The organism is Streptomyces zaomyceticus, from assembly GCF_014656215.1.
In the GTDB taxonomy this organism is placed as follows: Bacteria; Actinomycetota; Actinomycetes; order Streptomycetales; family Streptomycetaceae; genus Streptomyces; species Streptomyces zaomyceticus.
The window spans coordinates 16,057-41,575 of the sequence record NZ_BNBZ01000006.1 but is presented as its reverse complement, the minus strand read 5'-3'; the positions used below and the strand labels follow the sequence as shown (position 1 = coordinate 41,575).

At 72.9% G+C, this 25,519-nt stretch carries 29 protein-coding genes; 11 read left to right on the top strand and 18 right to left on the bottom strand.

Annotated elements, in window-relative coordinates:
• Positions 1–85 precede the first annotated feature (85 nt).
• The 6 genes from IE311_RS10420 to IE311_RS10395 all read right to left on the bottom strand — a co-directional run bounded on the left by IE311_RS10420 (position 86) and on the right by IE311_RS10395 (position 4,044).
• Positions 86–787, bottom strand: coding sequence for a DUF6230 family protein (locus tag IE311_RS10420; RefSeq protein WP_189831332.1), 702 nt, complete (start codon positions 785–787; stop codon positions 86–88).
• Positions 784–1,365 (bottom strand): hypothetical protein, encoded by a 582-nt coding sequence (locus tag IE311_RS10415; protein ID WP_189831331.1) that lies wholly within the window; start codon positions 1,363–1,365, stop codon positions 784–786. The genes IE311_RS10420 and IE311_RS10415 overlap by 4 nt, the downstream gene beginning before the upstream one ends.
• A gap of 104 nt (positions 1,366–1,469) precedes the next feature.
• Positions 1,470–1,868, bottom strand: a complete 399-nt coding sequence (locus tag IE311_RS10410) for a DUF6114 domain-containing protein (RefSeq protein WP_189831330.1) — start codon at positions 1,866–1,868, stop codon at positions 1,470–1,472.
• On the bottom strand, positions 1,862–2,671 hold the full coding sequence (locus tag IE311_RS10405) for a DUF6230 family protein (RefSeq protein WP_229901842.1): 810 nt from the start codon (positions 2,669–2,671) through the stop codon (positions 1,862–1,864). The genes IE311_RS10410 and IE311_RS10405 overlap by 7 nt, the downstream gene beginning before the upstream one ends.
• On the bottom strand, positions 2,668–3,243 hold the full coding sequence (locus tag IE311_RS10400) for a DUF6114 domain-containing protein (RefSeq protein WP_229901841.1): 576 nt from the start codon (positions 3,241–3,243) through the stop codon (positions 2,668–2,670). The genes IE311_RS10405 and IE311_RS10400 overlap by 4 nt, the downstream gene beginning before the upstream one ends.
• A 120-nt stretch (positions 3,244–3,363) precedes the next feature.
• The gene (locus IE311_RS10395; RefSeq protein WP_189831329.1) at positions 3,364–4,044 is read right to left on the bottom strand and encodes a DUF6230 family protein; all 681 of its coding nucleotides are present in this window, start codon (positions 4,042–4,044) and stop codon (positions 3,364–3,366) included.
• 190 nt (positions 4,045–4,234) lie between these two features.
• Here IE311_RS10395 and IE311_RS10390 point away from each other — a divergent pair, with 190 nt between their 5' ends.
• Entirely contained in the window at positions 4,235–4,870 is a 636-nt protein-coding gene (locus IE311_RS10390; protein WP_189831328.1) for a TetR family transcriptional regulator, read from the top strand.
• A gap of 77 nt (positions 4,871–4,947) precedes the next feature.
• Here IE311_RS10390 and lepB read toward each other — a convergent pair whose 3' ends face one another.
• Together lepB and IE311_RS10380 are read right to left on the bottom strand one after the other, a co-directional pair.
• Positions 4,948–5,556, bottom strand: coding sequence for a signal peptidase I (gene lepB / locus IE311_RS10385; RefSeq protein ID WP_189831327.1), 609 nt, complete (start codon positions 5,554–5,556; stop codon positions 4,948–4,950).
• 149 nt (positions 5,557–5,705) lie between these two features.
• A complete protein-coding gene (locus IE311_RS10380; protein WP_189831326.1) occupies positions 5,706–6,803 on the bottom strand; it encodes an AraC family transcriptional regulator in 1,098 nt (365 codons plus the stop codon).
• A gap of 274 nt (positions 6,804–7,077) precedes the next feature.
• Here IE311_RS10380 and IE311_RS10375 point away from each other — a divergent pair, with 274 nt between their 5' ends.
• A complete protein-coding gene (locus IE311_RS10375; RefSeq protein WP_189831325.1) occupies positions 7,078–7,485 on the top strand; it encodes a Rieske (2Fe-2S) protein in 408 nt (135 codons plus the stop codon).
• Between the two features lie 48 nt (positions 7,486–7,533).
• On the opposite strand, the gene IE311_RS10370 is transcribed toward IE311_RS10375, so the two are convergent.
• Positions 7,534–8,226, bottom strand: coding sequence for a cysteine hydrolase family protein (locus IE311_RS10370; RefSeq protein WP_229901840.1), 693 nt, complete (start codon positions 8,224–8,226; stop codon positions 7,534–7,536).
• 78 nt (positions 8,227–8,304) lie between these two features.
• Between IE311_RS10370 and IE311_RS10365 the strand changes: the two genes are divergently transcribed.
• Positions 8,305–8,772, top strand: a complete 468-nt coding sequence (locus tag IE311_RS10365) for a pyridoxamine 5'-phosphate oxidase family protein (RefSeq protein WP_189831324.1) — start codon at positions 8,305–8,307, stop codon at positions 8,770–8,772.
• Between the two features lie 96 nt (positions 8,773–8,868).
• Here the strand turns inward: IE311_RS10365 and IE311_RS10360 are convergent, their stop codons facing one another.
• Positions 8,869–9,771 (bottom strand): LysR family transcriptional regulator, encoded by a 903-nt coding sequence (locus tag IE311_RS10360; protein WP_189831323.1) that lies wholly within the window; start codon positions 9,769–9,771, stop codon positions 8,869–8,871.
• A 73-nt stretch (positions 9,772–9,844) separates the two neighbouring features.
• Here IE311_RS10360 and IE311_RS10355 point away from each other — a divergent pair, with 73 nt between their 5' ends.
• Positions 9,845–10,888, top strand: a complete 1,044-nt coding sequence (locus tag IE311_RS10355; protein ID WP_229901839.1) for a DMT family transporter — start codon at positions 9,845–9,847, stop codon at positions 10,886–10,888.
• A gap of 135 nt (positions 10,889–11,023) precedes the next feature.
• Here the strand turns inward: IE311_RS10355 and IE311_RS10350 are convergent, their stop codons facing one another.
• Positions 11,024–12,358 carry an aminotransferase class I/II-fold pyridoxal phosphate-dependent enzyme gene (locus IE311_RS10350; RefSeq protein ID WP_189831322.1) on the bottom strand — a complete coding sequence of 445 codons (1,335 nt, stop codon included), beginning with the start codon at positions 12,356–12,358 and terminating at the stop codon, positions 11,024–11,026.
• A 35-nt stretch (positions 12,359–12,393) separates the two neighbouring features.
• On the opposite strand from IE311_RS10350, the gene IE311_RS10345 reads away from it, so the two are divergent.
• Both IE311_RS10345 and IE311_RS10340 read left to right on the top strand, forming a co-directional pair.
• Entirely contained in the window at positions 12,394–13,065 is a 672-nt protein-coding gene (locus IE311_RS10345; RefSeq protein ID WP_189831321.1) for a pyridoxamine 5'-phosphate oxidase family protein, read from the top strand.
• Positions 13,066–13,106: 41 nt separating this feature from the next.
• Positions 13,107–13,751: an FMN-binding negative transcriptional regulator gene (locus tag IE311_RS10340; RefSeq protein WP_189831320.1), complete on the top strand. Its 645-nt coding sequence runs from the start codon at positions 13,107–13,109 to the stop codon at positions 13,749–13,751.
• Positions 13,752–13,907: 156 nt separating this feature from the next.
• On the opposite strand, the gene IE311_RS10335 is transcribed toward IE311_RS10340, so the two are convergent.
• From IE311_RS10335 to IE311_RS10325, 3 genes are all read right to left on the bottom strand, one after another.
• Positions 13,908–14,873, bottom strand: coding sequence for a DMT family transporter (locus IE311_RS10335; protein WP_189831319.1), 966 nt, complete (start codon positions 14,871–14,873; stop codon positions 13,908–13,910).
• Positions 14,874–15,048: 175 nt separating this feature from the next.
• On the bottom strand, positions 15,049–16,047 hold the full coding sequence (locus tag IE311_RS10330) for an EamA family transporter (protein WP_189831318.1): 999 nt from the start codon (positions 16,045–16,047) through the stop codon (positions 15,049–15,051).
• A 41-nt stretch (positions 16,048–16,088) separates the two neighbouring features.
• On the bottom strand, positions 16,089–16,745 hold the full coding sequence (locus IE311_RS10325) for a Clp protease N-terminal domain-containing protein (protein WP_189831317.1): 657 nt from the start codon (positions 16,743–16,745) through the stop codon (positions 16,089–16,091).
• Positions 16,746–16,941: 196 nt separating this feature from the next.
• Between IE311_RS10325 and IE311_RS10320 the strand changes: the two genes are divergently transcribed.
• A complete protein-coding gene (locus tag IE311_RS10320; protein ID WP_189831316.1) occupies positions 16,942–17,166 on the top strand; it encodes a hypothetical protein in 225 nt (74 codons plus the stop codon).
• 69 nt (positions 17,167–17,235) lie between these two features.
• Positions 17,236–17,664 carry a type II toxin-antitoxin system Rv0910 family toxin gene (locus IE311_RS10315; protein ID WP_189831315.1) on the top strand — a complete coding sequence of 143 codons (429 nt, stop codon included), beginning with the start codon at positions 17,236–17,238 and terminating at the stop codon, positions 17,662–17,664.
• Between the two features lie 79 nt (positions 17,665–17,743).
• On the opposite strand, the gene IE311_RS10310 is transcribed toward IE311_RS10315, so the two are convergent.
• Complete coding sequence (locus tag IE311_RS10310) at positions 17,744–18,355, bottom strand: PadR family transcriptional regulator (RefSeq protein WP_189831314.1); 612 nt, start codon at positions 18,353–18,355, stop codon at positions 17,744–17,746.
• 340 nt (positions 18,356–18,695) lie between these two features.
• Here IE311_RS10310 and IE311_RS10305 point away from each other — a divergent pair, with 340 nt between their 5' ends.
• On the top strand, positions 18,696–19,097 hold the full coding sequence (locus IE311_RS10305; RefSeq protein ID WP_189831313.1) for an SMI1/KNR4 family protein: 402 nt from the start codon (positions 18,696–18,698) through the stop codon (positions 19,095–19,097).
• Between the two features lie 35 nt (positions 19,098–19,132).
• Here the strand turns inward: IE311_RS10305 and IE311_RS10300 are convergent, their stop codons facing one another.
• A complete protein-coding gene (locus IE311_RS10300; protein WP_189831312.1) occupies positions 19,133–20,341 on the bottom strand; it encodes an MFS transporter in 1,209 nt (402 codons plus the stop codon).
• Between the two features lie 417 nt (positions 20,342–20,758).
• Here IE311_RS10300 and IE311_RS10295 point away from each other — a divergent pair, with 417 nt between their 5' ends.
• Positions 20,759–21,841 carry an alpha/beta hydrolase family protein gene (locus IE311_RS10295; RefSeq protein WP_229901838.1) on the top strand — a complete coding sequence of 361 codons (1,083 nt, stop codon included), beginning with the start codon at positions 20,759–20,761 and terminating at the stop codon, positions 21,839–21,841.
• Positions 21,842–22,069: 228 nt separating this feature from the next.
• Positions 22,070–22,879, top strand: coding sequence for a PhzF family phenazine biosynthesis protein (locus IE311_RS10290; RefSeq protein WP_189831310.1), 810 nt, complete (start codon positions 22,070–22,072; stop codon positions 22,877–22,879).
• A 67-nt stretch (positions 22,880–22,946) separates the two neighbouring features.
• On the opposite strand, the gene IE311_RS10285 is transcribed toward IE311_RS10290, so the two are convergent.
• Complete coding sequence (locus IE311_RS10285; RefSeq protein WP_189831309.1) at positions 22,947–23,729, bottom strand: CPBP family intramembrane glutamic endopeptidase; 783 nt, start codon at positions 23,727–23,729, stop codon at positions 22,947–22,949.
• 194 nt (positions 23,730–23,923) lie between these two features.
• Positions 23,924–25,423: a glutamate--cysteine ligase gene (locus IE311_RS10280; protein WP_189831308.1), complete on the bottom strand. Its 1,500-nt coding sequence runs from the start codon at positions 25,421–25,423 to the stop codon at positions 23,924–23,926.
• Between the last annotated feature and the right edge of the window lie 96 nt (positions 25,424–25,519).

The window sequence follows — 25,519 nt, the reverse complement described above, 5'->3', positions numbered from 1 at the left end:
GGAGACGACGGTGAGGCCCCGCAGTCTGCCAGGTCGCACGGGTCGTCAGATACCGACCCCGGAGATCGGGTCGGCACCGAGTCGCTCACGGTGTGCCCGGGGTGCCCGTGGGCGGGGCGGGGGCGGGGCAGGCGACCGTGCCCGGACGTACGGAGAGCTTGAGCCTCGGGGTGGTGAGGAGGCCGGGAATCCGGAGGTCCTGGGCGGTGCCGGCGATCCGGTCGAACTTCGCGTACCGCGCCTGGATGCCGAAGCGGTGCTGCGGGCTGTCGAGCGGGTTCACGACGTACGCGCCGCCGGCGTCCCTGACGGTCTTCACGTCGGCGCCGTTGGTGTTGAGGTCGACGACGCCGTCCATGTCGAGGACCCCGGTGGCGTTCCGCAGGTCGAGGACGGTGTTCTTCGTCCTGATCTCCCACGAGCCGGGGTTGTCGTCGCCGAGGGTGAGGAGCAGCGTGTACGCGGCGCCGCCGATCTGCTGCCGCTGACTGAGGCAGAGGCCGTTGAGCATTCCGTCCGCGAAGCCCATGCGCAGCACCCGTACGGTTCCGGTCGAACCGTCGGCCCGTACGACGGTCTGGTCGACGACGGCGGCACCGTACTGCGTCCCGTACAGACTGCTGGTGGTGAAGTCGACGGGCCGGTCCTGGATCTGGAGGCCGACGGCGAGGGCTCCGCTCGCCATGGCGGAGCCGAGGCCGCCGGCCGCCAGGAGCGAGGGCAGCGCGACGGCGAGCGTGCGACGCCAGTGGGTATGCCCTTCCGGGCCGAGGCCTTCGGTGCTCATGGGGTGGTCACCGTGATCGTTCCGGGGAGGTGGACGGGGTTCTCGGTGGAGTCGAGGGCCGCGTGGTCGTCGACGGTCCGGATCGCGTGGATGTCGCCGACGAAGTCCTCGGCCCCGGCGGTGAGCGGGATGAGCGAGCCGAAGAAGTCGAGGAGGCCCTGGACTCCGCAGATCTTGACGAGGACACGGACGCAGACGTTCGAGATGGTGCCCCACATCGTGGTCGTCTCCGGCCTGCCCGCGCTGTCGTAGCCGCCGAGGGAGCCCTCGTCGGGGACGTCGATGGTGACGGTGTGGCCGGCGGCCCGCTGGGTCACGTTCATGTGCGAGCGGATCTTGAGTTTGGTGAAGGTGTACTGGTTGGTGACGCGGGTCGTGCCGTCGGAGAGCCGGATGGTGACGTTCTTCTCGACCGTCATGGAGACGGCGACCATGCTGGCGATGGTGACGTGCAGCGGGTCCGGGGAGGGCAGGAAGGGCACGCCCATCGGTGCGACGGCGGCGGGCGCCCCCGCGGCACGGCTCGGCTGCCCCGACCAGACGGCGGTCAGGACGGCGAGGACGAGCGCCAGGGACACGGCGAGGGCCTTCTGCCGCGTCCGGGCGGGAGACCGGACGGGGGCCTCGCGCCGGACGCCTTTCGGATCGCCCGGCGGCACCCCGGCTCCCCCGGGAGCCGCCCTCACCCCTCCACCTCCACCGCCGCCGCCCGGCGGCGCGGCCGTTTGGCGCCCCAGCCCACCATCATGGATCCGCCGAGGACACCGAGCGTCATGCCGAGCAGGAAGCCGCCGAGGTTGGAGACGACGAGCGAGACCACCGCGAGGACCACGCCGATCAGCCCGAAGGTGTACCGCTGTCCGGGCAGGGCCATCGGGACGAGTCCGCAGAGGATCATCCCGCCGCCGACGAGGTAGCCGGCCACTCCCCCGAAGCCCGTGCTCACGATCAGCTGCAGGGAGCTGAGGGAGAACTTGAGGACGGTCCAGCCCCCGGCGACCAGCCAGACCCCTCCCCAGAACGGTCGGGTGCGGCGGAAGGCGCGGAACCACCCGTACCCGGCCCTCAGCCGGCTCAGCATGTGGTGGCCGTTCCCGCGACGACCCTGATCTTCAGGTCGGGCAGCACGAGCGCGCCCGCCATCTCGGCGTCGTAGGCGGTGGCGTTCAGTCCGTGCAGCTTGATCGAGCTGCCTCCCTCGCCGCCCGCCGAGCCGAGCCCGAACCCGCCGGGCAGTGCTCCCGTGAGCGGCTTGCCGGCCACGGTGACCTGGTCGGCGGACTGGCCGAGGACCGCGTTCTGGAGGGTGGTGCGGCCGTACGCCTGGAGTTCGGTCGCCTGGATGTAGAGGTTCGAGGCGTCGATGTCGGTGGTGAAGGTGCCGGGCGGGGTGGCCGTCACCTTCTGGCCGCCCGTCAGGAGCAGTGAGTACGGGACGCCCGCGATCGTCTGGTGGACGATGCCGCAGAGCCCGGCGAGCCCGGCGCTCGCGAACCCGACGCGTGCCATGGCGGTGCTGGTGGTCGTGCTGCCGTCCGGGCGGCCGACGGCGGGGGTGTTGACGATGGCGCCGAATCCGCTGCCCTCGACCCCGTTGGACGTCAGGGTGAACGGCTGGCCCGCGACGCTGAAGTTGGCTGCGAGGGCGCCCTGTGCCAGTGCGCTGCCGAGGGCGCCGACGGCGAGGGCGGAGGGGACGAGGGCGAGCGCGCCGCGTCCCCAGCGGGTGCCGCGCCGGGTGCCGTCGGCGGCGTCGGCGAGCATGCGGGCGTTCCAGTCGGTGGCGGCGCGGGCGCCGGTCGTACGCATCCGGGCGAGTGACGGGCGGATGCGTCGCGCGCCGGCGAGGAGGCCCGTACCGGAGAAGGGGTGGTGGTGAGTCATACGGATCCGCTCCCGACGGACATGGGCGGTACGGGGGTTCCGCCGGCCCGCCCGGTACGGCGGAGGCGGCGGCCGCGCCGTGCGGCGGGCTTCTCGGGGAGCCAGGCGAAGGCCATGGATCCGCCGAGGACCGAGAGGACCATCCCGACGAAGAGGCCGCCGAGGTTCGACAGGGGGAAGGAGGCGACTCCCGCGATCACCGCGATGACACCGGCGGTGTGACGCTGACCGGGCAGCAGCAGCATCAGCAGGGCCATCGCCATGAGGACGACTCCGCCCGCCATGCCCGCGATGCCTCCGACGCCGACCTGGAGGATCTTGCCGAGCGGAGCCATCGGCAGGAAGAAGATGACGAATCCGCCGAGGCCGGTCCAGACGGTCGCCCAGAACGGCCGGGTGCGGCGCCAGCGCCGGAAGGCAGCCCGTGCCCCTCGGGACCGCGCGACCCGACCGGCGGCGGACCGGGCGGACTCCGCGGTGGACGGCGTGAGTTCGGCGGTTGGTCCGGCGGTCTCGCCGGCAGGGGGTCCGGCGGACCCGCGGGGCGGCTCGGGCGGCGGATCTGCGCGCATGGGGGCCTCATAGCTGGGTCGGAGGGAGGGGCGGGAGAGGGCCGGGGCCGGTGCGCTCCACGGGGCGCGGGCCCCGGCCCGTGGTGGCGCCGGTGGTGCGGTCGCGCGGGTCCGGCCGGCTCAGCAGCCCTTGTCGCCGTGGGCGATGCCGATGGCGAGGTCCGGCAGGGTGATGGCGCCGGAGATCGTGGCGCCGTTGGCATCGGCGTTGAGGTTCCTGATGTCGGTACGGCCACCGGTGGCGTCCAGGCCGAACTGGCCCGGGGTGCCGTCCGTGATGCCGGTGCCCTTGATCCCGGCGCCGTCGGCGGCCGCACCGATGACGTTCGGGGTGGTGTCGCTCGCGTTGAGCGTGGCCGTGGCCGCCTTGAGGGACTGGGCGTCCAGGACCAGCTTGTTGGCCTGGAGTCCGGCACCCGCGACGAGCTGGTCGCTGGTGAGCGGGGTGGCCGCGGCGGGCGAGGAGATGTTGAGCGACCAGGTGCCGAGGCTGCCGATCACCGGGAGGGCGACGGACTGGACGGCGTGGACGCAGATGCCGTCGAGGCCCGCCTTGGCGATGCCGACCTCGGCGGCGCCCTTGGCACCGCCGGCGTCGATGGTGTGCATGACCGCGCCGATGCCCTGCGGAGCCGCCACCGTCTTGGAGCTGAGGGTGAAGGGGACGCTGGTCAGCGAGAGGTTCGCGGCGAGCGCGCCCTGCACCATGGCCGTGGCCATGGCGGCGACGGCGGCCGTGGCGGGCACGGCGAGGAACGCCGATCTGCGCCAGCGGGTGACGCCTCTGGTCTCGTGCTGCATGTGATCTCCAACCGTCGTCCCGCACAAGCCGCGCGGGTGGGGATGTGAGTACAGCCGTGCGTCTCGCGGCCGGATGGTCGGAGGCGGATGACACTTTGCGGCTGCCTGTTCGAGAATTGGACACTCTCTAACGAAGTGTCAACACTTCGGACAATCCTGGGGAGAATTCCGGCTGGACTAGGCTTGGCCGATGCCACGGTTCAGGGAGACGGTCCGGACACTGCTGCGCGAGCGCCTGCTCGACGCCGCGTACGAGGCGGTCGCGGACCGCGGCTTCGACAAGCTCCGCATGGCACACCTGGCCGGCGCGGTCGGTGTGAGCCGCCAGACGCTGTACTCGGAGTTCCCCTCCAAGGAGGCCGTCGGCGAGGCCCTCTTCCAGCGTGAGCTGGAGCGCTGTCTCGTCGGCATCCAGGCGGGACTGGACGCCCACCGGGACGATCTGCGCGCCGCCGTGGAGGCGGCCGTCGGCTTCACGCTCACGCTGGCCGGCCGGAACCCGCTGATCAAGGCGATGCTGACCAGCACAGGCGAGGACGGACTCCTCTCGTATCTGACGACGCGGTCGGCGGCGGCCTTCGACATGGCGACGGCGATGGCCGGCGCTTATGTCACGGAGGCGTGGCCGACGATCGACCCGGTGGCGCGCGAGCTCGCCGTGGACGCGGCCGTCCGGCTCACGGCGAGCCATATCGTCCAGGCCTCCGCCTCGCCCGAGGCGTCGGCCCGGCGCGTCGCGGACACGGTGGTCAGGATCGCGTTGAGCACGGGCCACGAGCGGATCCCCCCGGCGAACGAGGCCCCGGCCGCGTCCCGACACGCCTAGCCGAGCCGGCACCCTGCCACCCCGGCACCCCGGCACCCCGGCACCCCGGCACCCCGGCACCCCGGCACCCCGGAGCCTCAAGGGCTCGGCCCCCGGTACTCCTCCACGGCCGGCCGGTTGCCGATGTCCGGTGTCGAGGAGACCGGGAAGGCCCGTACGCCGACCCTGCCCTCAATCCGTTCGATCTCTCCCCAGCCGTACGCCCGGGAGTCGTCCGACAGATCGGGGTTGTCCCCCAGATAGAAGAACGCACCCTCGGGCACGGTCCGCAGCTCGGACCGCGCCGACCGCGTCCCGTCCGGTCCGCAGCACGCGCCCGTACGGTGGGCCTGCGACGCCCACTGGGGCGCCACCACCCGACGGACGGGCCCTCGACCGCGCTCCTGGAGAAGCACCTGGAAGGGTTCCTCCGGCGTGGAGACGATCGCGACCCGGTCGCCGGGCAGCCCGATCACCCGTTTGACCAGCAGGGCGTCCTTCGCCGACGCCCGCAGCAGCACCACGTCGAACCGGCGGGCCCGACCCGCCGATCCCGGCGCCACCAGGACGCGGTCCCCCTCGTGGAGCGTCGGGCCCATGCTCGTACCGTCGACCCGTACACCGAGGGCCGTCACGGCCACGGCCGCGACGAGGCAGAGCACGACCCCGGCCCCGAGGACCGCGCCGACGGCCCTGCGCAGGGTCATCGGAGGTGGGTGGGGTCCGGGGGCCACGCGGCGCCGGACCGGTCGATTTCGGTCATGGCGGGACGGTAGGCCGGGCGCCGGGCGGCGACTGTGACCGTACCGCTCAGGGTTGTTGACCGCGGGCCCTCACGACTGCCGGCCGTGAGCCCTCACGACCCTCGTCCGTGACCCCGTTCCTCCGCCTCGGCGGAGGAACGACCGCGCGAGGCGGCCCGAGCCCGGTAGGCGCGGGGCGTCTCCCCCGTCCACCGCCGGAACGCCCGGTGGAACGCGCTGGGTTCGGAGAACCCGAGCCGGCGCGACAGCCGTTCGATCGAGACGCGCCCACCGGCCAGCTCGGCGATGGCGTGGTCGCGCCGCACCTGGTCACGGAGCCGCTGGTACGTGGTTCCCTCGGCGGCCAGTTGGCGGCGCAGGGTCTGCGGGCTGACCGACAGCCGGTCGGCGAGCTGCTCGGGCGTCGGCACCGGCCCGGCGGGCAGGGCCCGTCCGATCAGATGCCGCACCCGGCCGGTCGCCGTACTGCCGTAGTCCGCGCGGACGAGCACATCGACGGGGGCGCGGCGGAGGAAGGCCTTGAGCGCGGCCGCGTCCCGCAGGACCGGTTCGTCGAGGTCCGCCCGGTCGAAGACGGCCGTCGTCCGGGCCGCGCCGAAGACACAGGGCGCCCCGAACAGGAGGGCGTACTCCCGGACGTGCCGGGGCTCGGGGTGGACGAACTCGACCCGGCGCAACCCGATCCGGTGCCGGACGAGCCAACCGGCGAAGCGGTGTGCGACGAGGACGGTGGACTCGGCGCCGAAGTGGAGGGGGTCGTCGTATTCGGAGACGTCGAACTCCAAACGGGCCTCGTCGACGGGGGAGGTCCCTTCCCCTCCGGGCTCCACGAGCTGGAAGCGAGGTCCGCCGGGGAAGAGGGAGTAGAAGGTCTGGGCCCGCCGGAGCGCCTCGCGCAGATCGCGGCTGCCGTGGACCACGACATGGGCCATCATCGCGAAGGTCCCGACCTTGCTCGGTGCGCCACCGAAGCCGATGAGCTCGTCGTCGAGGGTGGCCCACACCATTCTGACGAGCTGTCCGAACTGTTCCGCCGGGACCCGGGCCGCCCGGTCGGGAGCCCCGGGCTCCTCGATCAGCGCCGGGGACAGTCCGGCGCGGGCGAGCAGTGGCACGGCGGCGATCCCTCGCCGCTCGGCAGCCAGCAGCACGGCCCGTACGTGATGGGCGCTCACCGAGCGCGTCAGCATGCGCGTCTCCCCCGTTCCCGGCCGCGTCCCGCTCCGGGATCACCGGAGCGCCGGAGATGGACACTTCCACCGGAGAGTGTCCACGTTCCGACACTCTAATGAGAACTGTAAGGAGGAGAACGTCCGATCCTGTGAACGGGACACAGGTCACAGCCGTACCTTCGGGCAGATACGACAGACAGGGCCGGCGCGGCGGGCACGACGGACGCAACGGGCACGACCGTGCACCCGACGCGCCGAACGCGCCGAACGCATCGAGGAAAAGGGGCAGTACATGAGCGGAGTGGCACGCCGGACGGTGGTCGCGGCGGCGGGTGGCGCGGGCCTCGCGATGGCACTCACCGCGTGCGGCGGCGGGGGCGACGGCGGCACGGACGACGGCGCCGCGGAGGAGGGCGGAACCCTCGCCCGCACCGGGGACATCCCGGTGGGGGGCGGGAAGATCCTCGCCGACAAGGGCCTGGTGATCACCCAGCCCAAGGCCGGCGAGTTCAAGGCCTTCTCCTCGAAGTGCACCCACCAGGGCTGCGCCGTGAGCGGCGTCAAGGACGGAGCCATCGTCTGCCCGTGCCACCAGAGCCACTTCGACATCTCGGACGGCAGCGTGAAGTCCGGCCCGGCCACCGCACCGCTGCCGCCGGAGCCGATCCAGGTGGTGGGTGACGCGATCAGCCTCGGCTGACGGCGGCCCCGGACGGCGGGCCGCGACCGGCGGACCCGCCCCCGGCGGTCAACCCCGGCCGACGGCGCCCCCGGTGGCCCCTGAACGCCGGGGAAGCTTCCAGCACGCCAGAATCTCGTCGGTCGTGGTGATCGTGGCGACGAGCGCGAGGGTGTTCCGGATCATCGCGGGGGTGTAGTCGGCCGGGACCCCCGCGATGGCGTCCCCGGGCACCACCACCGTGTAGCCGAGGTTCACGGCGTCGAAGACGGCGTTGGGCACGGCCACGTTGGCGGAGACGCCGGTGACGATCAGCGTCCGGCAGCCGAGGTTGCGGAGCAGCGGGTCGACATCGGTCCCGGCGAGCGGCGACAGCCCGTGCAGGCGCCGTACGACGAGGTCCTCCTCGGTGACCTGGATCGGTTCGGCGATCCGTACCGCCCTGCTTCCGCTGTACTGCTGGACGGGCAGCCGGGCGGCGGCCCGGAAGAGCCGGGCGTTGCTGTTGGCGCCCCGCCCGTCGGGGCGCCGTTCGGCGACGGCGTGGATCACCTGGACGTCCGCCTCGTGCGCGGCGGCGACGAGTCGCGCGACGTTCCGCAGGGCTCCCGACGCGCGGGCCGCGGCGGCCAGTTCGGGCAGGGCACTGTCCGGCCCGACGACTCCCTGCTGACACTCGACGGTGAGCAGGACGACTCCACCGTCCGGGCGGATCCGCTCTCCGAGCCGTTCCTTGGAATTCGACCCCTGGTCCTGTCCCATGGTCCCTCCCCTTGCACGCGCGCGACTGGCCCCCCATGCTTTCTGACGTCTCATCAGAAATCCAGAAGGGTGCGGACGATGACCGTCGCACAGCGCCGTGGACGCCGGATCATGATGACCCCGGCCGAGCTCGACTCCTTCCTCGCCGAACAGCGCACCTGCCGGGTCGCGACCGTCTCCGCCGACGGCCGCCCGCACGTGAGCGCGCTCTGGTTCGTCTGGGACGGCTCCTCGCTCTGGCTCTACTCGCTGACCCGCAGTCGCCGCTGGGCGGAGCTGCGCGCCGACCCGAGGATCGCCGTGGTGGTGGACGACGGCGAGGAGTACGGCGAGCTCCGCGGAGTGGAGCTGTCCGGCTCGGTCACCTTCGTCGGCGAGGCACCGCGTACGGGCGAGCCCTGCCCCGCACTCGACGTGCCCGAGCAGCTCTTCGCCGCCAAGAACTTCGGCCTGGACGCGATGCCGCACGACGGCCGCCACGCCTGGATGCGGCTGACGCCGGACGCCGTCGCCTCCTGGGACTTCCGCAAACTCGCGGGGCTCTGACACTCACGGGCGCCGACGCTGGCGGGGACTCGGCTCTCGTGGTCCCTGACTCTCGCGGGGCCCTGGCTCTCACGGGGCCCTGACAGCACCCGGACCTCAGTCCGCCAGGGGCTCGGCCGCCGCACGCAGCGCCCCGACGACGGCCCGAACGGAGGGGCGGCGACCCGCGTCGGCGCGCCAGGTGGCATAGATGTGGCGCCGCACCTGCTGCCGGACGGGAACGAAGACGACCCCGTCCGGCACCGGACGGCCGAGCCGGGGCGTGACGCACACGCCGAGTCCGGCCGCGACGAGCGCCAGCTGCGTGTGGTGCTCACCCGCGAGGTGTCCGATGCGGGGCTCGATGCCCTGGGAGCGCAGGGTGAACATGAGCCAGTCGTGGCAGAACTCGCCCTCGGGCCAGGACACCCACTCCTCGTCGGCGAAGTCCACCAGGTCCGCCGCCGCCCGCCCGGCCAGCGGATGCCCGGCGGGGAGGGCCACGTCGGCGGAGTCGTCGAGGAGATGGGCGCGCTCGAGGCCGCCGGGGACCGGCGCCCGCTTGTTGCTCCAGTCCAGGACGAGCGCGAGGTCCGCGTCGCCGCGCAGCACCGCGCGTACCCCCTGCTCGGGCTCCAGTTCGGTCGTGCGGACCCGGAGTTCGGGGTGCCCCTCGCGCAGGGAGGCGAGCGCTGCCGGGAAGAGGCCCCGGGCGGCCGACGGGAAGGCCGCGACCCGCACTTCGCCCACCACCTGGCCGCGCTGGGCCTCGATGTCGGCCTGGGCCATCTGGACCTGGGAGAGGATCCGGGCGGCATGCTCGGCCAGCAGCAGACCGGCGTCGGTGAGCCGCACGCCCCGGCCGTTCTTGGCGAGCAGCTGCTGCCCCACCTCGCGCTCCAGCTTGGACAGCTGCTGGGAGACGGCCGAGGTGGTGACGTGCAGTCCGTCGGCCGCGCCACTGACCGAACCGTGCCGGGCGACGGCGTCGAGGGTGCGCAGGCGCTCCAGATTCAACATGTAAGCGATACTAAGGGAAGGGGTCGAGGAATTCTCGCTTGTCCTAAGAGATCGAGCCGCGCAATCTGAGTGCATGAGCCCCGCAGCCCCGACCTCCCGCTCCCCCCGGCCCTCCCCGGCCTCCACTCCGCCCCGCGCCGGCGGCATCCGCGCCCCGCGCCTGCTCGACTGGCGCGTCCGCTTCGGCGTCCTGGCCCTGATCTGGGGCTTCAGCTTCCTCTTCATCAAGGTCGGCACGGAGGGCTTCGCGCCGTTCCAGGTGACCTTCGGACGTCTGCTCTTCGGTACGGCGGTGCTCGTCGTCGCCCTGGTCGTGAAGCGCGACCGGCTGCCGCGCGGCGCCCGGGTCTGGGGTCATCTGACGGTCGCGGCCCTCCTCCTCAACGCGCTCCCGTTCTCCCTCTTCGCGTACGCGGAGCTGACCATCCCGTCGACCCTGGCGGGCATCTGCAACGCGACGACCCCGTTGTGGGGCATGCTGCTCTCCCTCGTGGCGCTCTCCGAGGACCGCCCTACTCGGGTCCGCGCGGCAGGTCTGGGCCTCGGGTTCATGGGAGTCCTCACCGTCCTCGGCGCATGGCAGGGGTTCTCGGGCCTCGACGTGACCGGTACGGCGATGGCGCTGCTCGCCTCGTTCAGCTACGCGGTCGGCTGGATCTACGTCCGCAGGACCCTGAGCGGCTCCGGCGCCTCGAACCTCTCGCTCGCCGGCTCCCAGGTGGGGCTCGCGACCCTGCAACTGGCGATCGTCACACCGCTGTTCACCTCGGTCCCGGAGTCGGTGGAGATCCTGCCGCTGCTCGCCGTGATCGCGCTCGGCGCACTCGGCACGGGGTACGCGATGCTGCTCCAGTACGGGGTGGTCGAGGAGGTCGGCCCGACGACGGCGGCCATGGTCACCTACTTCATCCCGGTGATCGCCACGGCGGCGGGCGTGGCCGTGCTGAACGAACAGCTCACCTGGAACACTCCGGTCGGCGCCGTCGTGGTCCTGGCGGGCGCGGCACTCACCCAGACCCGCACGTCCCGGCGCAGGCCCGCGAACCCGCCCGTACACCGGGAAAAGGCCGCCGACACGGACACGACATCACGGGATCGGCCCACCGCCCGGGTATGACGGGGATCCGTCCCGGCCCCGGCCGCACCGGGGATCCGTACCCGCCCGGGTACGACCGGGAGGCCGCGCCCGCCCCGGGAACGGCCGGGGGCCGGGACGGACCCGCGAGGTCACAGCCCCCGCAGTGCCCCGCCGCTACCCGTAACTCCGCGCCACCACCGGACCCGCCGCCCGCGCCACGGCATCGGCGAGCGGTTCGACGTCCGCGACGGCGAGACCGGAGACGGTGAGCCGGACGGCCGGACCGGTCTCCATCCGGAAGCGCGCGCCCGGCGCCACGGCCCATCCCGAGGCGAGGAGCCCCGTCACCGCGCCCGTCTCGTCGGCGACCGGGACCCATACGTTCATGCCGCTGCGGCCATGGGCCTCGACACCGCGCCGGGCCAGGGCCCGTACGAGTCCGTCGCGCCGCTTCCCGTACGAGCGCGCGACGACGGCGGGGTCCACCGCCTCCGTGGCCCAGAGGTGCGCGACGGCCCCCTGGAGGAGGCGGCTGACCCACCCGGGGCCGAGCCGCTGCCGCCCGAGCACCCGGTCGACGGTCTCGGCGTCGCCGGTGAAGGCGGCGATCCTCAGGTCGGGCCCGTAGGCCTTGGCCACCGAACGGATCAGCACCCAGTGACCGGTGCCGCCGGCCAGTGGATGGAGCGGCTGCGCGACGATGCCGTGCCCGTGGTCGTCCTCGACGAGCAGCACGCCGGGGTGCCCGGCGAGGACCCGGCGCAGTTCCCGCGCCCGCGCCTCGGACACGCAGGCCCCGGTCGGGTTCTGGGCCCGGTCGGTGATGATCACGGCCCGCGCCCCGTCCTTCCTGACGGCGCGCTCGACCTCCTCGGGCAGCGGCCCCTCGTCGTCGACGGCGATCGGCACCGGGCGCAGCCCGAGCGCGGGCACCAGGTCGAGGAGGCTGCCCCAGCCCGGGTCCTCGACGGCGACGGCGTCGCCGGGCCTGAGGTGGACGGCGAGCACCCGTTCGACGGCGTCGAGGGAGCCCGAGGTGACGCCGACGGGCCCCTCCGGTACGCCGTCCGCGTCGAACGCGGCGCGCGCGAGGCGCCCGAACTCCTCGTCGACGGGGGCCTCCCCGTACATGCCGGGCCGTTCGGCGTATCTCCGCGCGACCTCGGCGAAGGCCTCGCCGAGCGGTGGCAGGAGAACCGGGTCGGGGCTTCCGTTGCTGACGTCGCGGACCCCCGCGGGGGCCTCCACGCGGATGGAGCCGCGCGCGGTCGTGGCGGGGCGGGGGCGCACCCGGCTGCCGCGTCGGCCGTCGGTCTCGATGACCCCGCGCTCGCGCAGGGTGCGGTAGGCGGCGGCGACGGTGTTCGGGTTCACGCCCAGTGTGGCCGCCAACTCACGCATGGGCGGCAGAAGTTGGCCCGGCTGCAGAGCTCCGGCGCCCACCCCTCTCTCCACGCTGGTGGCGATGTCCGATGCGCGACGACCTTCGATCCGATACTCTCCTAGCACAAACAAGAGTATGCACTAGTGCAATGGAGTACGCAATGACCGCCCCCGCCGACACGTACACGCCGACCGACCGGACCGTGCCCACCCGCTCCCGCGCGCGTGCCTCGTACGACAAGGCGCTGGTCCACTCGATACTCGACGAGGCCTACGTCTGCCACCTCGGCTTCGTCCGCGACGGCGCGCCCGTCGTGCTCCCCACGCTCTTCGGCCGCGTCGACGACCGCCTCTACGTCCACGGCTCCACCGGATCGAGGCCGCTGCGCGCGGCCGGCGACGGCGTGGCGGCCCCCGGCCTGCCCGTCTGCCTGACCGTGACACACGTCGACGGCCTGGTCCTCGCCCGCTCCGCCTTCCACCACTCCCTCAACTACCGCTCGGTCGTGGTCCTCGGCACCGCCCACCAGGTCACCGACCCCGAGGAGCTGCGCATCGCCCTCGACGCCCTGGTCGACCAGGTCGTCCCCGGCCGCTCGGCCGACTCGCGCCCGGCGAACGCCAAGGAGCTCGCCGCCACGGCCGTGATCCGCCTCGACCTGAACGAGGTCTCGGCGAAGGTCCGCACCGGCGGTCCCAACGACGACCCCGAGGACCTCGCCCTCCCCCACTGGTCCGGTGTGGTCCCGGTGCACGGCGGCTACGGCGCGCCGGTCCCGGCCGACGACCTCGCCCCGTCCGTCGCGCTGCCCGGCTATCTGGCCACGCTCTGAGACGTACCGGCACTCGAAGACCGACGCAGGACGGAGGCACGATGCTGGTCCACCCCTGGGACGCCGCCCACGACGAGGGAGAGTGGCGCGACTGGCTCTCCCGGCACGACTTCGGACAGCTCGCCGTGAACGGCCTGCCCGGAGAACCGCCGTGGGTACAGCCGACGCACTTCCGGTACGAGGCGGAGCCCGGCCCGTACGGCCGGGTCCTGGCCCACCTGGCCCGCCCCAATCCGTTGTGGCGGGCCCTGGAGGCGAACCCGGCGGTGCTGCTCAGCGTGGTCGACGACTACGTCTTCGTGCCCGGCCCGTGGACGGCCCCGGAGGGCACCCCGACCGCGCACGGCACCCCCACCTCGTACTACGCCGCGGTCCAGCTCCGCTGCACCGCGCACGTGGTCGACGACCCGGCGGAGAAGGCGGAGCTGCTCAACCGCCAGGTCGCCCACTTCCAGCCGGAGGGCGGGACCGCCCCGGCCGTCCCGGGCGAGGCCCCCTTCGGCCGCCTCCTGTCCGGGATCAGGGTGCTGCGCCTGGAGGTGACCGAGGTGCGGGCGAAGTTCAAGTACGCGGGCAACAAACCGCGGGAGGTCCAGGACCGCGTCATGGACCGCCTGGCGGAGCGCCGGGGCCCCGGCGACCTGGCCGCGAGGGACCACCAACTGCGCCGCCGCACCACCGGCTGACACCGGTACGCGGGGTGCGTCCGGAGCGGAAACCGCACCCCACCCCGTACCGAAGGAGGCGGCGCGGGTCCGGCCGGGGCCGTGCCGCCTCCGCCCGGCCCCTGCCTCACCGCCGCCATCCGCCTCCGGCCGCACCACCCCCGTCCCGGCGCGCGGCTACACCGCCACCGGCTCCCGCCTGCGTTCCGCCGCCGCCGTCCGCGCCTCCGCGAAGGCCAGGCCGGTGACCGCGGTGAGCAGCAGCAGCGTGCCGAGCACGATCGCGGCGGTGAGCCGCTCGCCGAGCAGCGAGACGGCGATCACCGCCGCGCTCACCGGCTCGAGGAGCATGATCACGGAGACCGTGGCGGCCCGGACGACCGCCGCCCCGGCGAAGTACAGCGCGTAGGCGAGCGCGGTCGGCACGGCCGCCACGTACACGAGGAGGAGCAGCACGCTCACCGGCGCGTCCGTGTGCGGCACGAGCCCCTCGGCGAGCGCGGCGGGGAACAGCCCGACGGTCCCGATGGCGAACGCCCAGGTGGTGGTGGACAGGGCGTCCGACCCCCCGCCGTCACGGCCGAGCCACCGGGTGAGCAGGGTGATCGCCGCATACCCGGCCGCCGACACGACCGCGAGGACGACGCCCCAGGGCCGCACCTCCGCGGCCCCGCCGCCCAGGACGAGGACGAGGAGCCCGGCGAGTGCCCCGGTGACGGCGGCGACGCCGCCGCGGCCGAGGCGCTCGCCCATGGCCAGCCGGGCGCCGACCGCGATGAGGACGGGTCCGGCGCCCAGGGTGACGACCGTGCCGACCGCCAGGCCGGTGGCCTGGACGGCGGCGAAGTAGGCGCTCTGGAAGATCGTGAGACCGATGCCCGTACCGAGGATGCGGGCCGTCCGGCGACCTCGGGTCTCCCCCGCCGTACGGCCGCCGGGGCGCCGGGGCCGCAGGGCGAGCGCGCCGAGCAGCAGGACGAGGCCGCCGACGCAACGCCAGAAGGAGAGGGCCAGCGGACCCATGTCGCTGACGCGGAAGATCAGCGAGGCGGCGGCACCGGCGGTGCCCCAGGCGATCCCGGCGACGATCAGATAGAGCAGGCTCCGCCCGACGGACAGGGCGGATTCCGAAGTGTTCGACACGTGACTTCTCCGTGGAAGACAGGAGGGAAGGGTGGTCGCTCGGCTCCGCGCGCGGGCAGCGACGAACCGCTCGGGGGCGAGATGTCGCCCGGCCGAGCCCGGTCTTCGTCGAGGAGGTCTCCGCGCGCCTCAGGCGGCGGGAGGCGGAAGCACGGTCGCATGCATGATCGGCACCTTAGGGGCCCGTCCTCCCGGACGACAACTCGGCATCCGGGCCGGCCGCTGCGGCGTCCGCCGCCGATCCGGCCACCGGTCCCGGCACGGGTGCCTTCGGCGTCGAGGACTGGGCGATGAAGGCACCGACCAGGACCACCACGCCGCCGATGATCTGCGGTGCGTCGAGGTGTTCGCCGAGCAGCACCCAGGCGAGGACGGTCGCGATGACGGCCTCGAGGCAGGCCACGACACCGGCCACCTGCGGAGAGAGCCGGCGGACCGAGACGACGCCGGTGACGTAGGCGAGCACGGTGGCGATCAGGACGATCCAGCCGAGCAGGAGCCACGCGGGCACGGCGCTGCCGTCCATCTCGGCGCTGCCGCCGAGGAGCGCCCAGTCCATGCCCCAGGGCCGGGCGACGACCGTCAGGACGAGTGTGCCGACGAGGAGTCCGTAGGCGATGACACCGAGCGGGTCGGCGCGTTCGGCCTCGTCGGAGCCCTGGTCGGAGAGGACGAAGTAGCCGACCTGGCAGCAGGCCGCGGCGAGCGCCAGGAGCAGCCCGACGAGGTCGAAGGTGAGCCCCGACCAGACCTGGACGACACAGGCGAGGCCGCCGACGGCCAGGACGACTCCGAGGGCGGCGGCGCGGGTGACGGGCCGGCGCTGGACGAAGCGGACCCAGCCGAGGACGAGGGCCGGGGCGAGGTACTCGACGAGCAGCGCGACACCCACGGGGATGCGGGAGATCGAGGCGAAGTAGAAGGCCTGGACACCGGCGACGGCGAGCAGGCCGAAGCCCACGAGGAGGGCGGGTTTGCGGCGCAGGAGGTCACGGTGGCGCCAGGCCACCGGGAGCATGACGAGTGCGGCGCCGGCGACCCGGAGCCACACCACATGGAGCGGGTCGAGGCCCGCCTCGATGAGCGGCTTCGCCGCCACTCCTGAACCACCGAATGCGAAGGCCGAGGCCAGGGCTAGTCCCAGGCCGGCGCTTCTCCCCTGAGACGCGTGCATCGGGCCATGATGACAGGACCCGGTCAGGGGCGTAACCCCCGTTACACCTGTTGAGACGGCCTGCCGTCCCGCGGCGGAACGAGCCCTTCCTCCAGGGCGGCGACTTCCGCGCCGGCGTCGCCGTATCCGGCGCCCGCGCCGGTGGACGCACGGTCGGCGGCACGGGCGGCCAGGGCGACCGGGTCGACCCCGGCGCGGCGCAGCACCTCGACGGCCCTGCTCTCGGGGTCGGCGGCGACGACGGCGAGGAGGTCGACGCCGCGCGCCTGGGGCTCACCGCGTTCCGCGGCCCGCCGGAAGGCCTCCTCCAGGGCGGCGGACGCGGCCGGCGACCAGTCGGAGCCCCGGGTGTCCCGGGACGCGGCCCCGCGTGCGGCGGGCAGCAGGCGCCGGGCACCGGAGTCCTCGACCGAGCGCTGCCAGCGCAGGCCGTAGCCGATGGACCGCTGGACGAGGTAGCCGAGGACGCGGGCGAGCTGATGGCCGCCCTCGAAGGCCGCACCGACCTCGGGGTCGGACTCGATGAGCGAGTGCAGAAGGTGTGCGGTGTCGATCTGGCGGTCCCCGTCCCGCAGGGCTCTTCGGCGCGCGCCCGTCACGACCGTGATGAGGGACGGCGTCAGAAAGGACGCGAGCTCCGCGCGCGGGACGACGGGCCCCCGGAGTGGCTGCTGAGGAAATGGGACGGGACTGTGCACCCTCCCACCTCATCAGGCCGGGGCGGCCGGGGCATCGCCGAGGAGAAGCATGTCCGCATCCCACCGGAGTTGGGCACGCGCGCACGGTTCTTCCTCCTTACGGATGAGATCGCGCGCGTTGCCCCCACGGGGCGCGCGCCGCCTTGCTTTGCGCCCCCGACGCAACCACAGGCCCTCGCCCGCACGTCCTCCGGTCGTGTTCTGGATGGTGGCTCTGCTCGCGCTCGACGGGCGGCAGTACGTCTACCGGGTGTACGCGCCCCGGGAGGCGCTGCCGGCCGATCTGTTCTGGGCGGCCTTCCACTGCCACGAGGAGGACGGGGCGCCACGGGCCTCCGACAGCTTCGACGTGGCCGAGATCTGGTGGATCGGGGACGCGGCGGGACCGGCCGCAGCAGAACTGACGGTTCATCAGTATTGAATGTTCGCGTCCACCCGGCTACGTTCCGCGACACCGGAACCCAGTTGGCACGCGTGAAGGGGTGGTCTCATGGCCGAAGTCAGCGCGGAGGCACGGATCGAGGCACCGGCCGGAAAGGTCTGGGCCCAGCTCATGGACTTCCCCTCGTACGGCGAGTGGAACGCCACCCACACCAACTTCCCGAACGGCGGCCCGGACTCCCTGGAGACCGGCGCCACCTTCACCGAGAACATGAAGCTGATGGGCTTCCCCGCCGAAGTGCTCTGGACGGTCGAGGAGCTGGCGTCCGAGCAGGCCCTCGCCATCAAGGGCAAGGGCCCGATGGGCGTCATCGTCACGACGCGGTACTCGCTGGCGGCGGACGGGGACGCGACGACCGTGAGGATCGACGGCACGTTCACCGGCGCGGCGGTCTCCCTGATGGCGGGCAAGCTCAAGGACTCGGCCACGGCGGCGCTGACCGAGTCACTGCGCAAACTCTCGGGCCTGGTCGCCTGAGGCACACCCCCTCGCGCACACACGACGAAGGGCCCCGCGGCTCGCACCACGGGGCCCTTCTCCCGATCCCGGACGCCGGTCAGGCCTCGTCGGCCAGGATCAGGTACAGCTTCTTGCGGGCCTCGTTGATCACACCGACCGCCTTCTGCCGCTGCTCGGCGCTGCCGGTCTTCCAGACCTGCCCGAACGCCTCCATCAGACCGAAGCCGGCCTGACGGATCTCGTTCACGGCTTCCCAGTCGACGCCGCGCCCGGCCTCCTCCCAGGGAGCCTCGGGGCCGTCCTCGGCCTCGGCGCGCCCGGTGTCGGTGAGCGTAAACAGCTTCTTGCCACCCTCGCTCGCGCTGGTGATCAGCCCCTCGTCCTCCAGCAGCTGGAGGGTCGGGTAGACCGAACCGGGACTGGGCTTCCAGGCCCCGTCACTGCGCTCGCCGATCTCCCGGATCATCTCGTAGCCGTGCATCGGGCGGTCCTTGAGGAGCGCCAGGATCGAGGCACGCACGTCACCGCGCCGCGCCCTCCCCCGGCCGCCACCGCGACCGCGGCCGCCCCCGAAGGGCCCGCCACCGAAGCCCGGCCCGAAAGGCCCGAACGCCGCGCGCCGCCCCTCGAAGTCACCCCGAGGGCCGGGGCCGCAGCCTCCACGACCGGCTCCGTGTCCGTTTCCGTACTCGTGTCCATGTGAACGCATCGCAACGCTCCTTCCATCGGGATTCACTCGCTGAACTGTCGCGATGCGTCAACGATATATCGGAACTATTCGGCGAGCAAGCATTCCGACTGCTTCGCCGATGCCCGACTCGGCGGGGTGTCCGTCCGGGTACGGCTGACCTGCGTGGACCGGATCGAGCGAGAGACATGGACTCGGTTCGTCGAGACCGACCAAGCCCGAGCCCCTACCGCGCCAGGCTCCCTTCGGACTGAACGGGGGCGGCCATGGAACGGTGGCCCGAGGGCCCCGGCGCTGATCGATTCCTCCCTGCCGGGACTCCCGTGCGGGCCGGCCCGCGCGGCCTTGGTAGAACAGGCCCATGAGTGCGAACGCCGACAAGATCGCGCAGGCCGAGAGCCATTTCGGAGTCCGATTCCCCGCGGACTATCGGCATTTCCTGGCCACGGAAGGGAGCATGAGCAGGTTCGTTCCTCCCGCGGACGACTTCCTGATGATCAACTCCATCGCCGAGCTCATCGAGGTCAACGAGGCCGGCGAGTTCCAGAAGTACTTCCCCGGGAGCCTTGTCATCGGCGGCGACGGAAGCCGCGAAATGCTCACCTACGACTTCCGGCGGACACCCCCGCCCCTGGTGCTCCTCGACGTCTCCGCTCAGGACTGGTCGTCCGCCGTCCACCAGGCGATGTCGCTCTCCGCCCTGCTCGAACAGTTCCCCGAGACCGGATGGAAGTGGGAGGACACCGATGCATCGCCTTCCTGACCGGTCTCCACGGAGTCGGCGCCGCCGGCTCTCCGTCACGAAGTCGGCCGTCTCGGAGACCGGACACCCGGTGACGAGTCCCGTGGCCCGCTGAGCGCCAGGACCGTCATCGCCGCCGCGGCCCCCGCCGCCACACCGAATCCGCCGTGCGCGCCGCCCTCGTCCACCACCCGCCCCGCGACCGCCGCGGCCCCGGCGATTCCTGCCGCGCTTGCGGAGTTGCCCCAGGTGAACGCCTGGGTGAGGACCGCGCGCGGGACCGACGACTCGGTGAGGACGGTGGTGAGGATCAGGAGGACCGGGACGGCGAGTCCGGTCAGAGCGAGGGTGACGCCGACCGCGAGGGGCGCGTCGAGGACGGTCAGCGGGAGGCACGCGACGGTGAGGCAGGCGGCGGCCGCGGCCTGGTGGCGCCGGGGTGAACCGCCGTGGCGCCGTGCGCCATAGGCCCAGCCCCCCACCAGATGGGTGCAGTTGGAGGCGAGGTGCAGCAGGGCCGCCGCGTCCGGTGTGCCGCGTCCGACGGCGTACGCGGTGACGGACACCTGCATGGCACCGAAGAACACCCCGAGCGTGAGGCCGAACGCGACCTGCCGCAGGAACGCGGCGCGGAGCAGGGCGCCACCGGCGTGCCGGCGTTCGGCGTGGCCGGTGAGGGACGGCGTGGTGCGGCGCTGCACGGCGAGGGCGAGCCCGCCGCCGACGACGAGCGCGGCGGCGAGGAGCACCCCGGCGCCCGGGCGGCCCGCCGCACCGAGGACGCTCACCAGGGCCGGGCCGGCCATGTAGGACAGGCCGTTGACGAGGGCCTCCAAGGCGAAGGCGGTGGGCAGTGCGGCAGCCCGTTCGCCGGACAGCAGGGCGGACCAGCGAGCGGCGGACAGGGCTCCGAGCTGGGGCAGTGTCGCCCCGACGAGTACTCCGGAGACGAGGTCGGAAGCGCCTCCGCTAAGGAGCAGCGCCACGGCCCCGGCATGTGCGCCCAGTGCGCAGGGGAGCACCCGCGCCTGTCCGAACCGGTCGACAAGGCGCCCGATCTGGGGCCCGGCGACGGCGTCCGCGACAGCGAACCCGCCGGTGACGAGACCCGCAGCGGCATACGACCCGGTACGCGCGTGCACCAGCCAGACGATGCCGATACCCGTCATGGCGATGCCCAGACGCCCGACAGCGGCGGGAAGGAAGAAGGCCGCAGCACCCGAAGTGCGCAGCAGATCACGGTAGTTCGCCGAAGCCGAAGGCACGGCGCATCCCTTTCGCCGCCCGGCGGGGCGCACCGACGGGGTCGTCGGCGTCCTGATGTGCCGACCCGCGGCCGCGCCTGAAGCCGTCCAGTGGTGGCGTGGAGCGGGGACGCGCACCCCACGCCGACTCCGTCACCGGGCAGATGTCATGAAGTAGTCGATGACCTCCTGAGCGTAGAGGAACGGCGCCCAGAAACGAACACCCCCAGACGCGAGGGGAACGACCGGATCAGCCGCCTCGGTCTCCTCCCACCCGATGGGCGACCTGCCCACCCGGTCGGCGACCTTCCCGCCTGGTCGGCGACCTGCCCGCCGGGTCTCCACGCACCCCGGAGTCACACATCGGCGCACCCCGGAACAACAAATCGGGGATCTCCCCGATGGCGCGGCCGGGCGCGGCCGACGACGATGCAGCGCATGGCCATCCCCACCCTGCCGACGCCGACCGGCGCGCATCCGGTCGGCACCACGTCGATCCACCTCGAGGATGTCTCCCGCCCGGACCCGTGGGTCGCGGACGCCCCGACGCGCGAGCTGATGATCTCGGTCTGGTACCCGACCGCACGCCCGTCCGGTCCGCGCGCCCGTTATCTGACACGGACCGAGTCGGAAGGACTCCTGGCCGGCCGGCAGGCCGTCCCGCCCGAGACGCTGAGTTCGGTGCGCACCCACGCCTTCCCCGACGCTCCACTCGACCCCGGGCTGAGGGAACTGCCGCTGATCGTTCTCTCGCCCGGCTTCACCCGGCCCCGGGCCTCACTCACCTCGATCGCCGAGGACCTGGCCAGCCACGGTTACGTCGCGGTCGCGATCGACCACACCTACGAGACCGCGGCCACCGCCTTTCCGGACGGCCGGGTGGCCGCCTTCGCCCTCGGCGGCTTCCCACGCACCCCCGAGTTCTGGCGCAAGGTGAAGACGGGGCGGGCCCGCGACGCCTCTTTCGTACTGGACCAGCTGCTCGGCGGCAACCCACCGTGGGCCGGTGCGGCCGGGCTGGCCCCGGACCGTATCGGCATGGCCGGACACTCCGCGGGCGGCGCGGCCACCATCGCGGCGATGCTCGCGGACGAGCGCATCCGCGCGGGCGGCAACGTGGACGGCAGTACCGACCCGCTGATCCCGGACACCGGCCTGGACCGGCCGTTCCTGTTCCTCGGCCGGGACGGCCAGTACTCCCCCGGCGATGGGCCCGCCGCCGACACCTGGGCCCGGGACTGGCCCCTCCTGACCGGCTGGAAACGCTGGCTGGTGGTGGCGGGCGCCAAGCACCCGTCCTACACCGACCTCGGTCTGCTGGCCGACCAGCTCGGTGTGCCGCTCGGCGCGGCCACCTCGGGGTTGCGCACCACGGCGATCACCCGCACGTATCTGCGCGCCTTCTTCGACCGGCACCTGCGCGACGCCGGACACCCACCGTTCGACCATCTGAACGCGGAGCACCCCGAGGTGCGCTCCTGCCTGCCGCCCGTCCGTCCGGCCGGCAGCGGATCGAGGTGAGACCCGATCTCGGTCCGCCGGCCGTCGCGACCGGCTGACACCCAGCCTGTCGGCCCCACGCGGGACGATCGCTCGTCGTCGGCCCGGACGCGCGCATCCCTCAGGGTTCGACGGCGCGCGCCCACGTCCAGTACCGATCCCCGATCGGCCTCCCCCGCCGCAGGAACGGTCCAGTTCCCCGCGATTGGCCTTGGCCCGCCGGATTCCGCCCCCGGTACGGTCGGCGGCATGCGCATCCGAATCGTCGACGCCTTCACCGACCGGCCCTTCTCCGGCAACCCCGCCGGGGTCCTGCTCCTCGACTCCTTCCCCGACGACACCTGGCTCCAGAAGGTCGCCGCGGAGGTCAACCTCTCCGAGACGGCCTTCGCCCACCCGCTGCCCGCCGGCGGCGAGGCGGACTGGGCCCTGCGCTGGTTCACCCCCACCACCGAGGTCGACATGTGCGGCCACGCCACCCTGGCCACCGCCCATGTCCTGCACTCCACCGGCACGGCGAGCGGCGCCGTCCGCTTCGCGGCCCGATGCGGCGTCCTCGGCGCCACCGCCGAGGCGGACGGCACGATCACGATGGACTTCCCGACCTCCTCCCTCACGCAGGTCGCCGTCCCGGTGGGTCTGGAGAAGGCGCTCGGCGCCGAGGTCCTCGCCGTCCACGACACGGCCGAACACATCGGCGATCTCGTCGTCGAGCTGCGCGACGAGTCCACCGTCCGCGCGCTCGCACCGGACTTCGCCGCCCTGAAGGGCCTCTCCTCGCGCGGGATCATCGTGACCGCCGCCGCCGAACGCCCCGACGGGGAGTACGACTTCGTCTCCCGCAGCTTCTTCCCCGGCGTCGGCATCGACGAGGACCCGGTCACCGGCAGCGCCCACACCGCGCTCGCCCCCTACTGGTCGGCCCGGTTCGGCCGCGACGACCTCGTCGGCTTCCAGGGCGGTGCGCGTACCGGCATCGTCCGGACCCGCCTGCGCGGCGACCGCACCCTCCTGAACGGTCACGCGGTCACGGTCGTCGAGGGCGAGCTGCACGCCTGATCCCACGGCCGCGCAACGAGGAAGGGGCGTGACGGAGTCTCCGTCACGCCCCTTCCTCGCCGAGCCCTCACATCGTGGGCAGCCAGCCCACCTTCCCGGCGAGCAGCCCGTACCCGACGAAGGCCACGATGTCGAGCAGCGCGTGCGCCACGACCAGGGGGCCCACCCGCCCCCAGCGCCGGTAGAGCAGCACGAAGACCACGCCCATCACCACATTGCCGACGAAGCCGCCGATCCCCTGGTAGAGGTGGTACGAGCCGCGCAGCACCGAGCTCGCCACCAGCGCGGCCATCGGCGTCCACCCCAACTGCCCGAGTCTGCGCAGCAGATAGCCGACGACGACGACCTCCTCCAGGACGGAGTTCTGGATCGCCGAGAGGATCAGCACCGGGTACTTCCACCACACCTCGGGCAGCGACTCGGGAACCACCGTCAGGTTGAAGCCGGTCGCCCGCGCGGCGAGGTAGAAGGCCAGCCCCGCACTGCCGATGCCGGCCGCGAGCAGCGCCCCGCGCCCCAGGTCGAACAGGGGCCGCGTGCGGTCGAAGCCGATGGCCCGCAGTCCGGCGCCCTCGCGCAGCAGCAGATGGGCCACGAGGACGACGGGGACGAGCGCGGTCGCGATACCGAAGAGCTGCCAGGACAGGTCGAGCCACGGCCGACCCGGCGCGTACGAGCCGTTGAGCGTGGCCGCCTGCTCCTTCAGGGCTCCGGGCCTGGTGAGGGAGCCGATGAAGCTGATGAGGGAGGACACGGCGCTGGCCCCGAGGGAGAGCGCGAGGACGATCAGCGTCTCGGAGCGCAGGATGCGGCGCGGCAGACCCTCGGGGGGCAGGGAAGCGTCACTCACTCGTTGCTCCGACACCACACCTGTCTCCACTTCCCGGTCGCGGACGGACGCCCTTCCGGCGGCGCCCCGACCACTTTGTCATGATCGGCCGCCGCCCCGCCCGCGCCGCCGGCCGCCGCCCGGCCCCGGCCCCCGCCCCCGCCCCCTGCCCGGCCTCCCGGGCCTCGATCGCGGCCCGGCCCGCGCGTGTGCGCTCAGTCGATCCCCACCGGCCAGGTGTGCACCGGCTCCCCCACGTGCATGAGGGTCCGGTAGCGGCGGGTGGTCGCCGCCAGGGCCGCCTCGCGGTCGAGGCCCGACTCCAGGGCTCGATGGAAGGTGTCCGCCTGCCACGAGGCGCCGTTCACCCGCCGCAGACAGCGCTGTTCGATCACTCCGAGGTAGAAGTCGCGGTCGGCGGGCTCGATGTGCCAGGCGTCGAGCCCGGCGGCCGCGAGCGGAAGGAGTTCGTCCAGGACGAGCCGTACGGCGGGGAGGGTCGCGATGCCGCCGCCGCGGCCCGAACGGGGCCAGCGCAGCTCCGCCTCGATCCCGTGGCGGCAGGCGGTGTCGAAGTTGGCCTCGGCGTCCTCGAACGTCATGCGTTTCCAGACCGGCCGGGGTTCGTCGGCGAGCGAACGGACCAGTCCGTAGTAGAAGGCCGCGTTGGCGATCACATCGGTGACGGTCGGCCCGGCCGGCAGTACCCGGTTCTCCACGCGCAGATGCGGGACGCCGTCGACCCAGCCGTACACGGGCCGGTTCCAGCGGTAGACCGTGCCGTTGTGCAGGACGAGTTCCTGGAGGCGCGGCACCCCGCCCCCGTCGAGGACGAGGAGCGGGTCCTCCTCGTCGCAGATGGGCAGCAGCGCGGGGAAGTAGCGCAGATTCTCCTCGAACAGGTCGTACACCGAGTCCACCCACCGCTCCCCGAACCAGGTGCGCGGCCGGACGCCCTGGGCCTGCAGTTCGGGCGGCCGGGTGTCGGTGGCCTGCTGGAAGAGGGGCGGCCGGGACTCGCGCCACACCTCGCGGCCGAAGACGAAGGGGGCGTTGGCGCCCAGCGCTATCTGGACGCCCGACACCGCCTGCGCCGCGTTCCACACGGCGGCGAACCGGTCCGGCGTCACCTGGAGGTGGAGCTGGACCGAGGTGCAGGCCGCCTCGGGAACGATCGACTCCGAGGTGCAGAGCAGTCGTTCGACACCATGGATGTCGAGCGTGAAGTCCTCGCCCCGGGCGGCGAGGATCTGGTCGTTGAGCAGCGCGTAGCGGTCGGCGGCCGACAGGTTCTCGTAGACCAGGTCGTCCTGCGTGAGCGTGGGCAGTATGCCGATCATGACGACGCCGGCGTCGAGTTCACCGGCCTTGCGGTCGGCATATCCGATTCCGGTGCCGATCTCCTCCGCGAGCCGGTCGAATACGCGCCCGCCCAGCTGGTGGGGCGCGATGTTCACTTCGAGGTTGAACATTCCCAGTTCTGTCTGGAAATCGGGGCTCGCGATCTTTTCGAGCACCGGACCGTTCAGCATCCGGGGCAGTCCGTCGGCACCGGCGAGATTGAGTTCGATCTCCACGCCCATGAGATTGCGCGGACGGTCGAACCTCTTCTCCGCCAGGAGCCTCGCGAGCCCCGCCAGGCACTGCTGGAGCTTTCTCCGGTACTGCTGCCGGTCGGACGGGCCGAACCCGTCGGCCACGACCTTCTCCCCCATCGAAGCGTCCCTCCCAAGTGGACGGCCGCCACGACGGCCGCGCGTCTCGGACGATGATGCCCACCCCGCTGATCCACAACGCCTGCGAAGGAGGGC